15 protein-coding genes are annotated in these 16,521 nt (G+C 41.7%); 5 read left to right on the forward strand and 10 right to left on the reverse strand.

Annotated elements, in window-relative coordinates:
• The first annotated feature begins 437 nt into the window (after nt 1–437).
• Entirely contained in the window at nt 438–1,496 is a 1,059-nt protein-coding gene (recA, locus tag M917_RS02110) for a recombinase RecA (protein ID WP_021813100.1), read from the forward strand.
• Between the two features lie 40 nt (nt 1,497–1,536).
• Entirely contained in the window at nt 1,537–2,634 is a 1,098-nt protein-coding gene (locus M917_RS02115; protein WP_021813101.1) for a regulatory protein RecX, read from the forward strand.
• Nucleotides 2,635–2,686: 52 nt separating this feature from the next.
• Here M917_RS02115 and M917_RS02120 read toward each other — a convergent pair whose 3' ends face one another.
• From M917_RS02120 to M917_RS02150, 7 genes are all read right to left on the reverse strand, one after another.
• The gene (locus tag M917_RS02120) at nt 2,687–4,144 is read right to left on the reverse strand and encodes an anion permease (protein ID WP_021813102.1); all 1,458 of its coding nucleotides are present in this window, start codon (nt 4,142–4,144) and stop codon (nt 2,687–2,689) included.
• Between the two features lie 237 nt (nt 4,145–4,381).
• A complete protein-coding gene (locus M917_RS02125) occupies nt 4,382–5,095 on the reverse strand; it encodes a YidB family protein (protein ID WP_021813103.1) in 714 nt (237 codons plus the stop codon).
• Between the two features lie 252 nt (nt 5,096–5,347).
• Entirely contained in the window at nt 5,348–5,803 is a 456-nt protein-coding gene (locus M917_RS02130) for a hypothetical protein (protein WP_021813104.1), read from the reverse strand.
• A gap of 106 nt (nt 5,804–5,909) precedes the next feature.
• Nucleotides 5,910–6,191 carry an FAD assembly factor SdhE gene (locus M917_RS02135; RefSeq protein WP_021813105.1) on the reverse strand — a complete coding sequence of 94 codons (282 nt, stop codon included), beginning with the start codon at nt 6,189–6,191 and terminating at the stop codon, nt 5,910–5,912.
• A 314-nt stretch (nt 6,192–6,505) separates the two neighbouring features.
• The gene (folP, locus tag M917_RS02140) at nt 6,506–7,402 is read right to left on the reverse strand and encodes a dihydropteroate synthase (protein ID WP_021813106.1); all 897 of its coding nucleotides are present in this window, start codon (nt 7,400–7,402) and stop codon (nt 6,506–6,508) included.
• A 163-nt stretch (nt 7,403–7,565) separates the two neighbouring features.
• The gene (gene ftsH / locus M917_RS02145; protein ID WP_040641647.1) at nt 7,566–9,461 is read right to left on the reverse strand and encodes an ATP-dependent zinc metalloprotease FtsH; all 1,896 of its coding nucleotides are present in this window, start codon (nt 9,459–9,461) and stop codon (nt 7,566–7,568) included.
• A 398-nt stretch (nt 9,462–9,859) separates the two neighbouring features.
• Complete coding sequence (locus M917_RS02150; RefSeq protein ID WP_021813108.1) at nt 9,860–10,492, reverse strand: RlmE family RNA methyltransferase; 633 nt, start codon at nt 10,490–10,492, stop codon at nt 9,860–9,862.
• A gap of 343 nt (nt 10,493–10,835) precedes the next feature.
• On the opposite strand from M917_RS02150, the gene M917_RS02155 reads away from it, so the two are divergent.
• Together M917_RS02155 and M917_RS02160 are read left to right on the forward strand one after the other, a co-directional pair.
• Nucleotides 10,836–11,147, forward strand: a complete 312-nt coding sequence (locus M917_RS02155) for a YhbY family RNA-binding protein (protein WP_021813109.1) — start codon at nt 10,836–10,838, stop codon at nt 11,145–11,147.
• Between the two features lie 200 nt (nt 11,148–11,347).
• The gene (locus M917_RS02160; protein ID WP_021813110.1) at nt 11,348–12,076 is read left to right on the forward strand and encodes a DOMON domain-containing protein; all 729 of its coding nucleotides are present in this window, start codon (nt 11,348–11,350) and stop codon (nt 12,074–12,076) included.
• A 165-nt stretch (nt 12,077–12,241) separates the two neighbouring features.
• Here the strand turns inward: M917_RS02160 and M917_RS02165 are convergent, their stop codons facing one another.
• A complete protein-coding gene (locus M917_RS02165) occupies nt 12,242–12,970 on the reverse strand; it encodes a CHAP domain-containing protein (RefSeq protein ID WP_021813112.1) in 729 nt (242 codons plus the stop codon).
• Nucleotides 12,971–13,183: 213 nt separating this feature from the next.
• On the opposite strand from M917_RS02165, the gene M917_RS02170 reads away from it, so the two are divergent.
• Nucleotides 13,184–13,699 carry a Zn-ribbon-containing gene (locus M917_RS02170; RefSeq protein WP_021813113.1) on the forward strand — a complete coding sequence of 172 codons (516 nt, stop codon included), beginning with the start codon at nt 13,184–13,186 and terminating at the stop codon, nt 13,697–13,699.
• A 298-nt stretch (nt 13,700–13,997) separates the two neighbouring features.
• Here M917_RS02170 and lpxC read toward each other — a convergent pair whose 3' ends face one another.
• On the reverse strand, nt 13,998–14,915 hold the full coding sequence (gene lpxC / locus M917_RS02175) for a UDP-3-O-acyl-N-acetylglucosamine deacetylase (RefSeq protein WP_021813114.1): 918 nt from the start codon (nt 14,913–14,915) through the stop codon (nt 13,998–14,000).
• A 241-nt stretch (nt 14,916–15,156) separates the two neighbouring features.
• Nucleotides 15,157–16,362: a cell division protein FtsZ gene (gene ftsZ / locus M917_RS02180; protein ID WP_021813115.1), complete on the reverse strand. Its 1,206-nt coding sequence runs from the start codon at nt 16,360–16,362 to the stop codon at nt 15,157–15,159.
• Between the last annotated feature and the right edge of the window lie 159 nt (nt 16,363–16,521).

Genomic DNA, 16,521 nt, shown 5'->3' on the forward strand with positions numbered 1-16,521 from the left:
CATTTTATTTTTAATCGTTTAGACAAATAGCCTTCTTCATAGCATGCGACAACTAATGTCGCTTAGCATAGTCCAAGCCACTATATGACCCTTGGATTTTGCTATAATTGCCTTATCTAATCAGAAGCGCTACAGAGAATTCATTAAAAACCAATGAACATAGTATGCGTTAAAAATCCCTATAACCATTACTGGTTGTGAACTTATTTTTACTTTTATGATGATTTAATTTTACTGTATAGTAGAGCAATATATTAAGTATTGCTGACTACGTCATTGATATAACAACCTATTCATCTCAGTTAAACACTGGCCGTCTCTTACCATTTAAATAATAGTCGGCTGCATTGAGCATTTAATTTTCATAGTACGAATATTTTATTTATAGCGTCAAAATTGATAGCGCCAAACTCATTATTGCAAACAAGGAATCCAGTATGGACGACAATAAAGCCAAAGCCCTCAAAGCCGCATTAGGTCAAATCGAAAAGCAGTTTGGTAAAAATACCATTATGCACTTAGGCGACGACTCTGCCATTCTTGATGTTGATGTGGTATCAACAGGCTCATTAGGTCTGGATATTGCTCTTGGCATTGGTGGCCTACCAAAAGGCCGTATCGTTGAGATCTATGGCCCTGAAAGCTCTGGTAAAACCACTATGACACTGCAAGCCATTGCAGAATGTCAAAAACAAGGCGGCACCTGCGCGTTTATTGATGCAGAACACGCCCTTGACCCAGTTTACGCGCGCAAACTGGGCGTAAATACGGATGAGTTATTGCTCTCTCAACCTGATAATGGCGAACAAGCGCTTGAAATTACCGACATGTTGGTACGTTCAGGAGCGATCGATATGATCGTCATTGACTCAGTAGCCGCCTTGACGCCTCGCGCAGAGATTGAGGGTGAGATGGGTGATTCCCATATGGGTCTACAAGCGCGTCTTATGAGCCAAGCACTACGTAAAATCACTGGTAACGCCAAACGATCTAACTGTATGGTTGTCTTTATTAACCAAATCCGTATGAAAATTGGTGTTATGTTCGGTAGCCCTGAGACCACTACTGGTGGTAATGCGCTTAAGTTCTACGCCTCCGTACGTATGGATATCCGCCGTATCGGTGCGGTCAAGAACGGCGACGAAATCATCGGTAACCAAACCCGTGTCAAAGTCATCAAAAACAAAATGGCACCGCCATTCCGTCAAGCAGAGTTTGAGATTACCTACGGTGAAGGTACCAACCATTTAGCTGAAGTCATTGATTTGGGTGTTGAGATTGGGGCAGTTGGTAAAGCCGGCTCTTGGTACAGCTATGGCGATGAAAAAATCGGTCAAGGTAAAGCCAATTCTGTGTTGTTCTTGAAAGAAAACCCTGCTATTGCTAAAGAGATCGAAGACAAGATTCGTGATGAAAAACTTGGGGTGAAAAAAGAGAGCAAAGCCCCAGAGATTGATGAAGCCAATGAAGATCTGGCTTCTGAACCTGTACAGTAACGTTTCGATAGTTAACTGTTATCAATAACCATGATTTACAATGAAAATTAAAACCTTAGCTGAAATACTCGCTGAATCAGATACTGACTCAGCGAGTACTCTTAGTACCCAGAAAAAGGGTCCTTCTCAACCATCTAGGTCTTCTAAGCACTCCTATAAAGATCAGCCAAAAAAATCAACTAAAGCCCGTAAGCGCTCAATCCATTCGGATGAAAAGCCATCTTTGTCCAGTGATTCTATTATTGATGTAGAATATTTCGAATCGTCCTCCTCTATTAATCAAAAACCTGCCAAATCTAAAAAACGTAAAAAACGCTTTCATCCAGCTGCCAATTTTACAGCTGAGCCTAGCGACGCGTCTGCTTATCAGCCGCCTGAAGCCCAAAGTATCAAAGAGATGCTGGCAGAAGTGAAACACAACGTTCATGGAAATGGAGCCGATAATTGCTTCACTACTGATGGCAAACTGTATGCAGAAAACTCGGAACAACCACCTGCACTAACAGCGAGCGTTGACAGCGAAACGCATAGCCAAAACGACAATTTACCAGCGGCACTCAAAGCCTACTTGCGTACACCAGAGCAGCGGCAAGCAGAAGTCGATGCGATTAAAGCTGAAAGCCGCTTACGTTGGTTGGCCTTCTATTACCTATCACGGCGTGAATATGGCAAAGCTGAACTCAAGCAAAAGCTGATTGATAAAGAGCAAGACCCAGAAAGAATCGACGCGCTGCTTGATGAATTTGAAGAAAAAGGCTATCAAAGTGATTATCGAACCACATTGATGCTGATACGCGAAAATATTCGTAAAGGTCGCGGTCGCGGACGTATCAAGCAAGAGTTTTATCGCAAAAAAATCGCTATGCCAAGTAATATCGATGAACTGATTGATATGGCAAATAACGAGTCTGATGAGTTTAGCGAGTTTGTAGATGACAGCTCAGACAATCTAATCGACGGTGTCGATTGGCTAAAATTGGCAGTCATCGCCCGTACCAAAAAGTACGGCGACGATATACCTATTGAGCAAAAAGACAAAGCGCGCCAATTACGATTTTTACAATACAGAGGTTTCAATACCGATATTTGTTTTGCTGCGCTCAACTATACATTAGAGACGTTAGATGAGCGCTTTTAGCTGACTGTCTTTAAGCTTATTTACTTTTAATTATTTAGGGTGTGTTTCTTTATTAATAATAGCCGAGTAGTTTCCACCAAATCAAACCAGCACCGATCCAAATAACTAAGTTGACCACGCTCATAATCGCACCAATACTCCACCATTCTTTCAATGTTATATAGCCAGAGTTAAAGATAACTGGCGCAGTACCCGTCGCATAATGGGTCAGCGTCATCATAATATTCCCTGCCGCGGCCAAAATTAGTGCATATAACATCGGCGGTGCGCCTAATGTCAGTCCTACTGCATAAAAAGCGGCAAATAACGCGGTAATATGGGCAGTGGTACTCGCGAAAAAATAATGAATATATAAATAGATCAAGGTCAAAATAGTCACCGCCCCTATCCAACCTACCCCAGTTGTACCAATCAGAGACTCTATATTACCTGAGAACCAAGCAATCAAACCAAGCTCGTTAAGATAGGCCGCCATCATAATGAGCGCGCCAAACCAGACAATGGTATCCCATGCCGATTTTTCTTTTAGAATATCATCCCAAGTCAGGACGCCAGTGAGTATCAAGGTTGTCAAGCCAATAAAAGCCGTCGTAGTCGCGTCAACGCTATACTGCTCACCCAAAATCAAGGCAGGTATGTTTGCCCATAACACCAACATAAGCGCAAATACCCCAAGCATGATTTTTTCTTGAGTACTTATCTGACCCATTTCTGCCAAATTGTCTTTTGCAAAACCTTTTGCATCAGGCGTGACTTTGACTTCAGGTGGATAGATCATATAAATAACTAACGGCATGACGATCAAACACAGCATGCCAGGTATAAACATTGCCACCGCCCACGTCGTCCACGACAGTTGAATGTCACCGCCTGTGGCTTTATTGACTAGTTCTACGACTAAAGGATTGGGAGCAGTAGCAGTAATAAACATGCCAGAGGTAATGGGATTGGCATGGTAGTTAACCATCGCCAAATAGCGACCCATTTTGTTTTGAGTACCCTCCTCTGGGGTTGAATGAAAGCTGTGGGCAATTGAATTCATAATGGGATGAATGATCCCACCACCACGAGCGGTATTAGAAGGCGTAATAGGTGCTATCATCAATTCTGCTGCTGTTAGAGAGTAAGCAACGCCAATGGTTTTTTTGCCAAAAATAGAGATGAAATAATAAGCAATACGTCGACCTAAGCCAGTTTTTATCAAGCCACGCGATATCATGACTGCGATACCAATCAACCAAATCAGTGGACTTGAATAGCTCGATAATGCGTCGCTAATGGCTTGTTTTGGGCTGTCACTCGTGACGCCAGTAAGCGCCACTAGCGTAACAGCAATGATAGCAATTGCCCCAATCGGTAGTACTTTACCTATGATAGCGACGATAGTAGCAATAAACAATGCCAACATGTGCCAAGCGTCAGGCGTGACGCCAGTAGGAACGGGAATGACAAACCAAATTATCAAACCAACAAAGATGGCTATTGCCGCTTGGATAGGCTTAAATGGCATGAGAAGGTATCCTTATAAGATGGCCCTAAATGAGTTCTATAATCATCTTATAAGATTTATATAACTGTTTCGTTATTGTTCACCATTTTTAACATATCTTTTTAGATAATTAAATAAGTAGCGTCAATGCCTTTGAGAACATTTATGCTATATCGACAATAAAAAAAGAGTACATCATCAGATGTACTCTTTTTTATCAAATATTTGATTGATACTGGCGCTTTTTAAAATAGAAACTTATTTTAAAGTATTTAGTCGGCTAGATAATTGGCCCATGATCTGGTCAATTTCCGTATTGGCCTCTGTTTCGTTGTCCAAATTGCCATTTGGTGTTAGCTGATTCATAACTTCAGGCAGCAACTCCGAAAGACCTTGACGCACTTCGACTTCATTGGCACCCGTATGAGCAGCCACTTGCTGGATTTCATTTTCATCAAACAAACGACTGACCTCATTTGGATCAAGATTGTCATTATCTTCTTGATTACTCATCCAAGAGCGCGCTTGTTTTTCATAACCCATGCCAGTAATCTTAGATAATGCCCCGCTCAAACCACCATTACGTTTGATCCAGCTTAATACCATAGGCATCAGTGCAGCGATTAGCATACCCTTACCACCAAAACCGCCTCTCGTGCGTTGACCACCCAATACACCGCCTAAGATATCTCCCAGACCACCAGCGCCTGAGCTTACGCTGCCGCGTTGATTGCCGCCAGTGAGACCACCTATAATATCGTCCAAACCGAAGCCATTATCTGGTTGACGATCATATTGTCTTGGGTTATAGCCACCTGCTTGACTGCCGCCGCCTAGCACACTACCCAATATGTCTCCAAGGCCGCCAGTCCGATGAGAGGTAGTACGTTGGTTAACTGGGTTACGCTGGGCATCTTCTGGATCCATAGCACTACGGGCAATTTGGCTCACTAAATTCCCTAATAAGCTCATAATTTATTCCTCTTTTTGTCATACTATTTATTAGTATAAGCCACGACTCCCTTGCAAAACACTGACAGTGCATCAGCACATGATGGAAAAGAGTGTTGGCTTATATGCTTTATTCTTATGTTGCAATATAGCAAATCTCTTTTATCACAAAGATAGGTGTTTTGTTATGACATGTAGGCGTTCGTAAGTTTGTAGAGCGTTCATAAAACTGTAAAAGGAAAACAAAGTTGAAGGTAATAAAATACTAATGGCTCACCCCGCTTTGCTACCGCTAACATTGGCCAAAATACTCAGGCCCCGCCATTGATCAGCACTCACTTGATCGCGAAATACTGTCACTGACAAAGACCGTCTATAAGGTTCTACGATAATGAATTCAAAGCTCATCGCCCACTGATAGCGGTAAACATTGATTAATTGTGCCTGCCATAGCTCATCACCGCGACTCGTACGAATCAGGAGTTGCCATTGTCTATCGACACGCTGACTAAGCGGTGGCTGGCTAAAATGCAATAGTATCGGTCGTGAGAGCGTCAGATAGATAGTAACTGCTGCGGAGACTGTTAGGATAAGCACAGACTGCCACAATGCTAAAGCAGCAAACCATGCAAGTACAACCATAACGCCGGTTAAACCAACATACAGCATTAAACGTAAGTAGCTGGCAGGCTGAATAGCAGTATCAATACGCAAAGGGGTTACTGTCATGTGTAAACGCCAAAGAAAACGTGAGACTAATAGGCAATCAAAAGTTCAAAACTATCTATCTTAAATGTAGCCAATTATTATTTGTATCCAAATTAAGCACTAACCATTAAGCCAAATCCTTGGTATGACGCCACGTTTTAATTTTATTGACCAATGTCCATATGGCATCATCTTCTGGACGATTTTGATTGGTAAAATAGTCTAACAAATCAGGGTCTTCATGCGTCAACATTTGCGCAAATGTGTCCTGCTCAGCAGAGTCTGCCGTTAGATACAGCTCTTTAACATAAGGATCAAAATAAAAATCCAATTCTTTTAACCCGCGACGGGCTTGATAAATAATGCGGCGCTGCTCATTGGTTGGTTCTGGCTGAATCGGGGTGGACATAAAATTACTCTCATTTATTTAAAGGGGTTTTGATAAGACGTTTACTAAGATTTTGATAACTGATGTTATAGTCGATTCTAAACACAACAGAACCATTATATTCCAACGCGGGACTGGTATAAATTTTCTTGCTTGCTGTGCCTGTGCAGACAGAGGCGGCGAAATTTCTCGTTTAAAGATAAGCATTTCAGTCCCGCTGTATTATTTTTATACTGAACTCACTATATTTATCTCAATCTCGCTGGCTCTTTTTTATATTAACTTGACCATAGCGCCAGACAACAGTGCTAGGTGTTAAATTTTATAAAATAATACTAGCGATGATTATACGCAGATAACTGACTCCACAACGATACCGCTTGCTGTGTCATGGCCACATTATGGGTTCGAATGATACTGGCCCCTTGCTGTAATGCAAAAACTGCCGCAGTAACTCCTATCACATCACGCTCTACCGCTTGTGTCGTCATCATTGATGTAATGCCACTCTTGGTTAATACTTCCCCTAAAAAACGCTTACGTGAAATACCAAACATCATTGGTAATTCCAGTGCTTGTAACTTTTCAAGTTGCGTTAACAAGGCGCAATGATGATCATAGTTCTTAGCAAAACCAAAACCTGGATCGATAATTATTTTTTCACGCTTGACACCCAAACTTGTTACTTCCTCAATGCGTACCATCAGCTCTGTAGTTACGTCACTAACCATATCGTCATATTGTGCGAGATTATTCATCGTTGTCGGCTCACCGCGCATATGCATGAGCATCACAGGTAAATCAAGCTCAGCCGCTACTGCGATCGCGCCCTCACGTTTTAGTGCCCGCACATCATTCCAAATGTCAGCTCCCGCCTCAAAAGCTGCCTGCATAACGATAGGGTTGCTGGTATCAATAGACAACCAAATACTGTCACCACAATGCTGCCTGATAGCTTTAACGACGGGGACGACACGCTGTATCTCAGCATGAGTGGCCACAGCATCGGCATTTGGACGGGTAGATTCACCACCAATATCTATAATAGTCGCACCATCTGCTATCATTTTCTGACAATGTGCAACAGCTTTTTCTACTGCATTGAACTGTCCACCATCTGAAAACGAATCTGGTGTGACATTGAGAATACCCATAATATGTGGCGACGATAAATCCAAGGTTTTATCACGACTTGATATCTCATAGCTGAGTAAAGGTTGAAATAAGGACATAATCAATCCACTATAGATAAATTTTATAAAAGCAATTCTGATGATTGCTGTTTTACTTATAATACCAGTAAACTCTATTCTGTCCTAAACCCTTCATAAAATGATAACCACAAAAAAGCCCTTTATTCAAAAGGGCTTTTTATCATGGTTAATTAACGACTCATTACATCGCTGGTAATGGTGGCGGTGTTGAATTGGTCGTTTTAATATCATTTTTTGACAAGTTTACTTCATTATGCTGATAAACACGTGGTGGACGCGGACTTTCACCGGCCAAAATGTCTTGCAATTGATCGCGATCAATGGTTTCCCATTTCATCAAAGCATCAACCATCGCATGCATTTTTTCTTGATTGCCTTCGATCAATTCACGCGCAATATCATATTGCTCTTCTAACATACGGCGTACTTCGTCATCGACTTTTTGCTGCGTCGCTTCTGAGATCGTACGACCACCGCCACCGAAATATCCTTGTGAGCTATCATCGTCTTCGTACACCATAATACCAAGTGCATCAGACATACCGTATTTCGTCACCATGGCACGTGCCATTTTGGTTGCTCGCTCAAAATCGTTTGAAGCACCCGTCGACATTTGATTGATAAAGACTTCTTCAGCAATACGACCACCAAACAAAATAGCAATGTCACTCAACATTTTCGACTTATACATACTGGTTTGGTCGTGTTCTGGCAACTGCCAAGTAACACCAAGGGCAAAACCACGTGGCATAATAGTGACTTTATGCACAGGATCGGTACCCGGTAGTAGTTCAGCAACTAAGGCATGACCTGCTTCGTGATAAGCAGTGGCGCGGCGTTCTTCTTCGCGTATCACCATAGATTTACGCTCAGGACCCATATATAACTTGTCTTTTGCATCTTCAAAGTCGTTCATATCAACGCTGGTCTTGTTACGACGTGCTGCAAATAATGCTGCTTCGTTGACGAGGTTAGCCAGCTGTGCACCACTGAATCCAGGCGTACCACGAGCAAGAGAACTTGCGTCTACACTAATCGTGTTTGGCAATTTTCTCAAATGCACTTTAAGAATTTGCTCACGACCTTTAATATCTGGCAAGCCTACTTGTACCTGACGGTCAAAGCGACCCGGACGCAATAGCGCCTTGTCAAGCACATCTGCACGGTTGGTTGCAGCAATGACAATCACACCTTCGTTGCCTTCAAAACCGTCCATTTCAACCAATAATTGGTTCAATGTCTGCTCGCGCTCATCGTTGCCGCCGCCCATGCCAGAACCACGATGACGACCGACTGCATCAATCTCATCGATGAAGATAATGCAAGGCGCACTTTTCTTCGCTTGTTCAAACATATCACGGACACGTGATGCACCGACACCAACGAACATTTCAACAAAATCAGAACCTGAAATTGAGAAGAATGGTACTTTTGCTTCACCAGCAATGGCTCTTGCTAATAGTGTCTTACCTGTACCCGGTGGCCCTACCATCAAGATACCACGTGGAATCGTCGCACCAAGCTTGGTAAATTTATCGGGGTCGCGTAAGAACTCGACCACTTCGACGACTTCTTCTTTAGCTTCTTCACAACCAGCCACATCTTCAAAATTGACGTGAATTTGGTCTTCAGTCAGCATTTTCGCTTTCGATTTACCAAAGCTCATGGGGCCGCCGCCTTTACCACCAGCACCGCCTTGCATGTTACGCATGAAGAATAAAAACAAACCAATAATCAATAGAATCGGGAAACTGGCTATCAATAATTGCATCAATACGCTTTGGCGTTTTGGCGCAGTCCCTTGAACTTCGACTTGGTTCTCACGCAGCATTGGCATCAGCTCATCATCTGACACAGCTGGTCTAATAGTCTCAAAAGATGAGCCATTTTTCTTTTCGCCGGTGATCTGCTCGCCATCGATTTCAACACTGGCTACTTGGTTTTCTGACACAGCGGTCACAAACTCAGAGTAGTTAAGGCTATCCGGCTCAGAGGATTGATCAAAGCCGCTAAACACCAGCACTAAAACGCCGATTACCACCAGCCACAATAAGGTATTTTTTACCATGTCGCTCACTAGTTATTCCCATCCCTTACTTATTGGTGTGTTTACTAAACACGTGACGTCTATAAACCTATCGCTCATTTTAATGAATATACTAACATTAAAATTTCTGACTCAGACTTACGCAACTCAAATATCGCATTACGGCTGACTTAATAAATTGCGGACATCAGTCACGCAAACATTTATCGTATATGAGCATATCTAGCGCTTATTATCAGACGACTTTGCCTAAAACATATGCTTAAAACAAAGTTAATATACCATGATATGTGGTGCTAACCTGCATAATTCAAGCAAGTTTCGCTTTTATTCAGTTAACGATTGTAGCGGTTTTAATTCTACAAGAAATATACTTTATGCTGTCTCGACATCTCGCTTGCAAGGCCAGCAACTCATTGAATTTAAAACTATTTGATGGCTACCCAAAACATCTCTTTTGAACGTGGTCGTGACGCATTAGGTTTGATACTACGGATTTTACTAAAATCATGCTGCATCTGCTTGCGTAATTCTTGCGTACCTTCACCCTGAAACACTTTCATAATGAGCGCGCCACCTTCTGGTAAGGTTGCCAAAGCAAATTCCACTGCCAGCTCACATAAATACATCATACGTGGCTGATCGATAGCACTATTGCCTGCGGTATTGGGTGCCATATCAGACAACACTACATCAACTTGTCTATCACCAACCTCTGCCATGATGGTGTCAAACACCTCTGCTTCGCGAAAGTCACCCTGAATAAAGGTCACGTCAGCAAGCGCATCCATAGGCAAAATATCGGAGGCAATCAAAATACCTTTTTCACCTACCAGTTGGCTGGCGACTTGCGACCAACTACCAGGGGCACTACCCAAATCTACGACCGTCATGCCTTTTTTGATAAGGTTGGTCTTTTCATTAATTTCTAATAATTTGTAAGCTGCACGAGCACGGTAGCCGTCTTTTTGAGCCTTTTGCACATAATGATCGTCAATATGCTCTTTCATCCAAGCACTACTACTTTTTGACAATTTTTTGTTTTCAATACGCGTGGCCAAAATACCTGCTCCTCTCAATTTGCAAAACACGAATACATACCTGTTGAATCGCTACTACATTTATAAAATGCTTTTCATATAAGTACAATTTTTTAGATATGTGATCAATCAAGCTGTTAATTTATTTTATGGTCTGAAACTAAGCAAATTCTATTGGCGAAAACGCTGTTTTATAAGACAGTAGCGTTTATAATGTGACCAAACATTCATTTTAACATTTTCATCACGTAAAATCGTGCAAAATCCTGCTGATCTCATGCAAGATGACCACAGACTATCTATAATAGTCATTAATTGCTCTCGATAGCACCGTCTTTTATTTTTACCAACACTTAGGAATTCTATGGAACTTGATAACGCTACAATTAAACGTCTAAGAGGCATTGGTCACGAGCTTAAACCGATTGTCATGATTGGCAATAAAGGTGTTACGCCGACCATTACTGAGGAGATTGATCGTGCTTTAACAGATCATGAACTTATCAAAGTAAAACTACCTGCTGGCACAAAAGAGGAGCGTGATGTCATCGGTGCTGAGCTTGCCGCTGCTGCGAATGCGTCTTTGGTTCATTCTATAGGCCGCATGGCATTATTACTACGCCAAAACCCACATGCTAACCCAAAGCTATCTAACTTAGCACGTCACGCGCAGTAGCTCGTGATGACTAGCATAATTTTAGTCGCAATAACTGCATATATCACCAGTAAACAGTGAAAATGAAATATAAAAGCCGCGATGCAACTTGCTCGCGGCTTTTATATTGGGTATTTGTCAGGAATTTACTTGTTTTGTAGTAGGCAATCATAAAGCAGGTCGCATATTTCCTCATCACTATTTTTGAGTATTATCAAATCATGAGCCAAACTTTTAATCTTTGCGTAGCCACGGACACGATAGCCAACGATGCGCAACAGCTTGACGTGACCGTAGATGAGTTAGAGCGTATCGGTATCCATGTCAGTGTCAAAATTGTGCGACACCCAATATTGCAGTTGCAGCTAAGCTATCGAGTTACTTTGCCGACACAGGCGTTAGCCACTCAACTAAACTGGCCAACATGGCAATCAGCACACGTCGGCTTTGTTGATTACTTATGGGAGGAGACTTGCCTTGAGTGCTTTGTCACTGGTCGTTTGGTCAATGACGACGATACAGTCTGTGCTGACAATACCGAGTCTTATATCGAAATGAACGCCAGTCCAGATGGACGTTATGCGCTTTATCAGTTTGAGCGTTATCGTCATCCTAATACCTTACCGCCTATGCCTTTATATCAACCAGATGGAAACACACGGGTCTCTGTTAATTGGGTTCATAATCCCAAGCCGTCAGTAATGTCCGTAGAAAGCCCATTGTCTAACACCGCATCGTTCTCACCCAAATCTTATCATTATGAGCGAAGTGTTGGCTTGCCTTTGACCCAACTACCCAATCAGCAATACGCCATCGGACATACGACCATTAAGCACTTACATCCTTGTGTCATCTTATGGTTTGGTGAGACTGCTTTATATTTTGCTCCAAGCCATGCCACGCCCCCTGACTTTCATGATCGCCGTTATTGGTCGAAATTTGATCTTTAGAGACGTTAAATAAGCTTTGATAACCGATAACTATTAGAGAGAAAAACAAATCTCGTTACCTTTACGGCTCAATATCGCTGTTTAAAACGTAAAAACCCAGCAAGGTCATAAAGACCATCACTGAGTTCGAAGAAAGCTTTTAGTTTTGTTTTTGCTAACTGGCTATTATTTATCAGCCATCGCAAGGTATATACCACGGTCTGACGCATCATCAACGTATTGCGAATCACGCCATGTGGTGTAGCTATGGGTGCCACTATAAGGATTGATACTGCTTTGACGGAAGTCAGATACCCAGATGTTACCATCAAAGATTTGGATATGACCATGCGGACGACTTGAAGTACGGTTAAAAACAACGACATCACCAACTTGAGGTTGCGTATTGTTGCTAATTTTGGCAAAACCTGCTTGAGCCAAAGTACCGCGTGAAGCATACTGATAAGCTGAAGGATTGGGGGTAAATTCGTAACCAGCTGATTGTAGGGCTTTACGTACATAACGGGCACAGTAGCCAGAGCTTCTAGATAGCGCAACTCGTGCTGCATTTGCGGCTGCGATAGCAGGCGCTGAGTTTCTATCAGGAGTGCGACTGGCTTGCTGCTGACGCTGCTCATAAGACAAACGGCTGGTGAGAGAAGCAAGCTGGTATTCTTTTTGCTTAGCATGTGCACTTAAGTTATCAATGGCTTGACTGATCTCATCGTTACTGTATACGTGAGCACCACTGTTAGTGCTATAAATGTTGCGACTAGAACCATAGTTCGCAGAAGTAGAAATATTTGTGATGGTATGACTCAAGGTATTATTCGGTTGAAAGGTCGTTTCGACAGCACCACTCGTCTGTGCTACACCCATTCCCAATACTGACAAAATTAATAAAGCTTGTTTCATAAATTTACTACCTATTGTTAATACAAGTCCGCTCGTCATCCGTGACAAAGCATCAATTAATTGAGAGGATATAATCATTAAACAAACGTGATAAAATCCTTGTTACAACAGCCCACTCTTTCTCTAAATGTCTCACAAACCGTTTGCTATATGCTGCTTTTAGCATGTCTATTATGAATATCGATTCTGTCACCTGTTAGATGAGTCATCACGATGTCAAAAAAACAGCCCAATCGGCTTGCCCAGCTTATCGATCATCAAGCCTTTGCTGGTAGCGCGCTACCTCAAACTCTTGCTGATAACATACGACAATATATAAAAGTGACCAATGAGGTAAAAGAGTTATTGGTAGATTGTCTACCTGAGGAAATCCTCAATACCTGTTGGGTCGTAGGCTTCACCTCTGAGCAATTAACACTCAGTGTTGGTTCAATAACTGCTGCCAATCACATTCGCTATTTACAGAGCGCTTATTTGCAAGTTCTAACAGAGCAGTCAATTACATTTAAACAACTCAAGCAAATTCGCGTCGTAGTAGCTAAAACATCTGCTGATAATCATTCTTCTAAACAACCTTCAGCGTTGTTAGCAACCTTATCAAAACCTTGTGAAGCTAATAAAAATCAGGCTCTTAGCCAAAACACAAAGCGGACTATATCACAGGCTGCAGAGCATGTCACCACTGATGAAAATCTCAAAAAAGCACTTTTACGCTTGGCAAATCATTAAAAAACTTAGTATTACTATGTAAAGTTATGTAACTAAAAGCATAAAATGGCGCTGGTAACGCTGGGTTTTTGTAATGCTATAAACAAAAAAAATCATCTGCTAGCACCATTCATATTATGAATGTCACCAACAGATGATTTAAGAATCATCTACAGCTTTTACACACTCTACTATAGAGCTTAATCATTAAAATAATTCAGACGTTATATTCAAAATAACGAATATTATAAGAATGTAATTATAACCATATTATGTAATATTGCGTAATTGTTTCGATACTTCGTGTATATTCCTGTATTTATCCTTCAACAGCCAATCCAGTTAAAGGTAAATACTCAATAGGACAAGTTACATTGTCATCAAAAGTTACAATTTCAAAGTTATCGTGATTTGATAATATTTCACGTACCAGTAAATTGTTTAATGCATGGCCCGACTTATACGCATTAAAACGACCCAAAATTGGATAACCAATCAAATATAAATCACCCAAAGCATCTAAAATTTTATGACGAACAAACTCATCATTAAAGCGTAAACCCTCTTCGTTCAAAATATTGACTTCATCAATGACAATCGCATTGTCCATACTGCCACCTAACGCTAAATTATTCTGACGTAACGTCTCAATATCACGTAAAAAACCAAAAGTACGTGCTGAACTCAATTGTTCAATGAAATTTTGCGTAGAAAATTGCAGTTGTGCATGTTGAAAGTTTTTGTCAATAGCAGGATGATCAAAATCGATTTCGAAATTTAACTCGAATCCCTCATAAGGGCGCAGTTCTGCCCACTTGTCTTCTACTTTAACTCGTATGGGTCGTACAATTTTAATGAATTTTTTCAAAGCCTCTTGTTCACACAGCCCTGCGTCAAGCAACAATCTAACAAAAGGTGCGGCGCTGCCATCCATAATAGGTATTTCTGAAGCAGAGACACGGACGAGTAGATTATCCACCCCAAGCCCAGCGATCGCACTTAGCAGGTGCTCAACGGTGCCAACTCGTGTACCACCAAATACTAAATTCGATGACATCATAGTGTCTTGCACTAAAAAAGCACTGGCTGGAATAGGTTGACTGCCTTCTATATCAGAACGCTCGAAAACAATACCAGTATCAACTGGCTGCGGATGAAACTCTAAATCAACAGGCTGACCACTATGAAGACCTGTACCCGTCACAGCTATCGCAGTTTTTATGGTTCTTTGGTTCATGGCTGTTTTCTCACATATTTTGTTACAATTGCCATAGTGTATCATTACCTGCCCATAGTTCGCCACAGTTAAAACTGGCTAATTTACTTATCTTCTTGATTGATAACACTTATCGTTACTATGACACCTATCATGTATGTCTATTAAATGCTCTAGTGAGTCTATATATTCATATAAACACAAAAAAGCCAGCGACTAGGCGCTGGCTTTTTTCATTCGACATACCCAAAATAACTGTTTGTTATTTATTTTGTTGACGCTTTAGATAGTCTTGAATACTGTTAGTTTTGGTTTTAGACTGTTCTTGCGGCGCACTTGATGAACGTGCAGCGCTGTCTTGGTACAGTTGAGCTTGTGATTGTTTTTGACTGTTTAACGCACTGGTATGTACATTAGGATCAACAGGCTGAGTACTATTGACAGAAGGAACTGGCTGCTCTGCCACCACTTCAGGCTCTTGACCAGCGTTTTCATCTAAGGTTAAACCAGTTGCGATAACGGTGACATGCAAATCATCACCCATTTTTTCATCAATCACAGAACCATAGAAAATATGAGCCTCATCAATATCCGTGATTTCCTCAACGATCACGCTGATTTTACTCATCTCATCCAATGATAAAGATTCAGAAGAAATAACGTTCACCAATAAACCTTTGGCATTTTCCAAACGTAAGTCATCAAGTAATGGCGATCTGATGGCTTTTTCGGTCGCTTGACGCGCACGATCATCACCACTTGCACGGCCAATACCCATCATCGCATGACCTTTAGCCGTCATAGCAGTACGAATATCATTAAAGTCAATATTTATCATACCTTCACTAGCGATGGTCTCAGCAATACCTTGAACAGCATGCAACAATACATCATCCGCTTTTTTGAAAGCATCTTGCATAGAGATATTGCCGTAGACACTCATGAGCTTATCATTCGGAATGGTAATAATAGAGTCAACGAAGTTAGTAAGCTGCTCAATACCAGCCTTGGCAGCTTTGATACGTTTGCCGCCTTCGAACTTAAATGGCGTGGTCACGACTGCCACAGTCAACACTTCCATTTCTTTTGCAATGCGAGCAACTACTGGCGCAGCGCCAGTACCAGTACCACCGCCCATACCAGCAGTAATGAACACCATGTCTGCATGCTCAAGTAAAGCACGAATTGCTTCTTCTTCGCTTTCTGCTGCTTCACGTCCAACTTCTGGATTGGCACCTGCGCCTAAACCACGGTTTGTTTTTGCCCCGAGTTGTAATTTATGAGGGGCTGTCAAACGATCAAGCGCTTGTTTGTCCGTGTTGGCACAGACAAACGTTACACCTCTAATTCCTTGCTGTACCATATGTTCAACCGCATTACCGCCACCGCCACCCACACCGAATACAGTGAAGCTCGCTTGGCCGTTGTTTTGAAGCTGGTTATCATCTGGCATGGTGTATTTTGACATATAAAAGATTCTCCAGTTGCAGATAGCGTAATGATCGATACGTGGTAACGCACTCATATGGCGCGCTATCGACACACTATATATAAATGTATTTAAATAAAACAGGGCTATGGCTTAAATAGTTCAGTTTGGACAAAACATGTCATTACCGATCAAAGC

The organism is Psychrobacter aquaticus CMS 56, from assembly GCF_000471625.1.
Taxonomy (GTDB): domain Bacteria; phylum Pseudomonadota; class Gammaproteobacteria; order Pseudomonadales; family Moraxellaceae; genus Psychrobacter; species Psychrobacter aquaticus.

What these genes read in the sequence shown, in the direction of transcription:
- recA (WP_021813100.1), top strand. Translation starts at nt 438, where the DNA reads ATGGACGACAATAAAGCCAAAGCCCTCAAAGCCGCATTAGGTCAAATC.
- M917_RS02115 (WP_021813101.1), top strand. Translation starts at nt 1,537, where the DNA reads ATGAAAATTAAAACCTTAGCTGAAATACTCGCTGAATCAGATACTGAC.
- M917_RS02120 (WP_021813102.1), bottom strand. Translation starts at nt 4,144, where the DNA reads ATGCCATTTAAGCCTATCCAAGCGGCAATAGCCATCTTTGTTGGTTTG.
- M917_RS02125 (WP_021813103.1), bottom strand. Translation starts at nt 5,095, where the DNA reads ATGAGCTTATTAGGGAATTTAGTGAGCCAAATTGCCCGTAGTGCTATG.
- M917_RS02130 (WP_021813104.1), bottom strand. Translation starts at nt 5,803, where the DNA reads ATGACAGTAACCCCTTTGCGTATTGATACTGCTATTCAGCCTGCCAGC.
- M917_RS02135 (WP_021813105.1), bottom strand. Translation starts at nt 6,191, where the DNA reads ATGTCCACCCCGATTCAGCCAGAACCAACCAATGAGCAGCGCCGCATT.
- folP (WP_021813106.1), bottom strand. Translation starts at nt 7,402, where the DNA reads ATGTCCTTATTTCAACCTTTACTCAGCTATGAGATATCAAGTCGTGAT.
- M917_RS02155 (WP_021813109.1), top strand. Translation starts at nt 10,836, where the DNA reads ATGGAACTTGATAACGCTACAATTAAACGTCTAAGAGGCATTGGTCAC.
- M917_RS02160 (WP_021813110.1), top strand. Translation starts at nt 11,348, where the DNA reads ATGAGCCAAACTTTTAATCTTTGCGTAGCCACGGACACGATAGCCAAC.
- M917_RS02165 (WP_021813112.1), bottom strand. Translation starts at nt 12,970, where the DNA reads ATGAAACAAGCTTTATTAATTTTGTCAGTATTGGGAATGGGTGTAGCA.
- M917_RS02170 (WP_021813113.1), top strand. Translation starts at nt 13,184, where the DNA reads ATGTCAAAAAAACAGCCCAATCGGCTTGCCCAGCTTATCGATCATCAA.
- lpxC (WP_021813114.1), bottom strand. Translation starts at nt 14,915, where the DNA reads ATGAACCAAAGAACCATAAAAACTGCGATAGCTGTGACGGGTACAGGT.
- ftsZ (WP_021813115.1), bottom strand. Translation starts at nt 16,362, where the DNA reads ATGTCAAAATACACCATGCCAGATGATAACCAGCTTCAAAACAACGGC.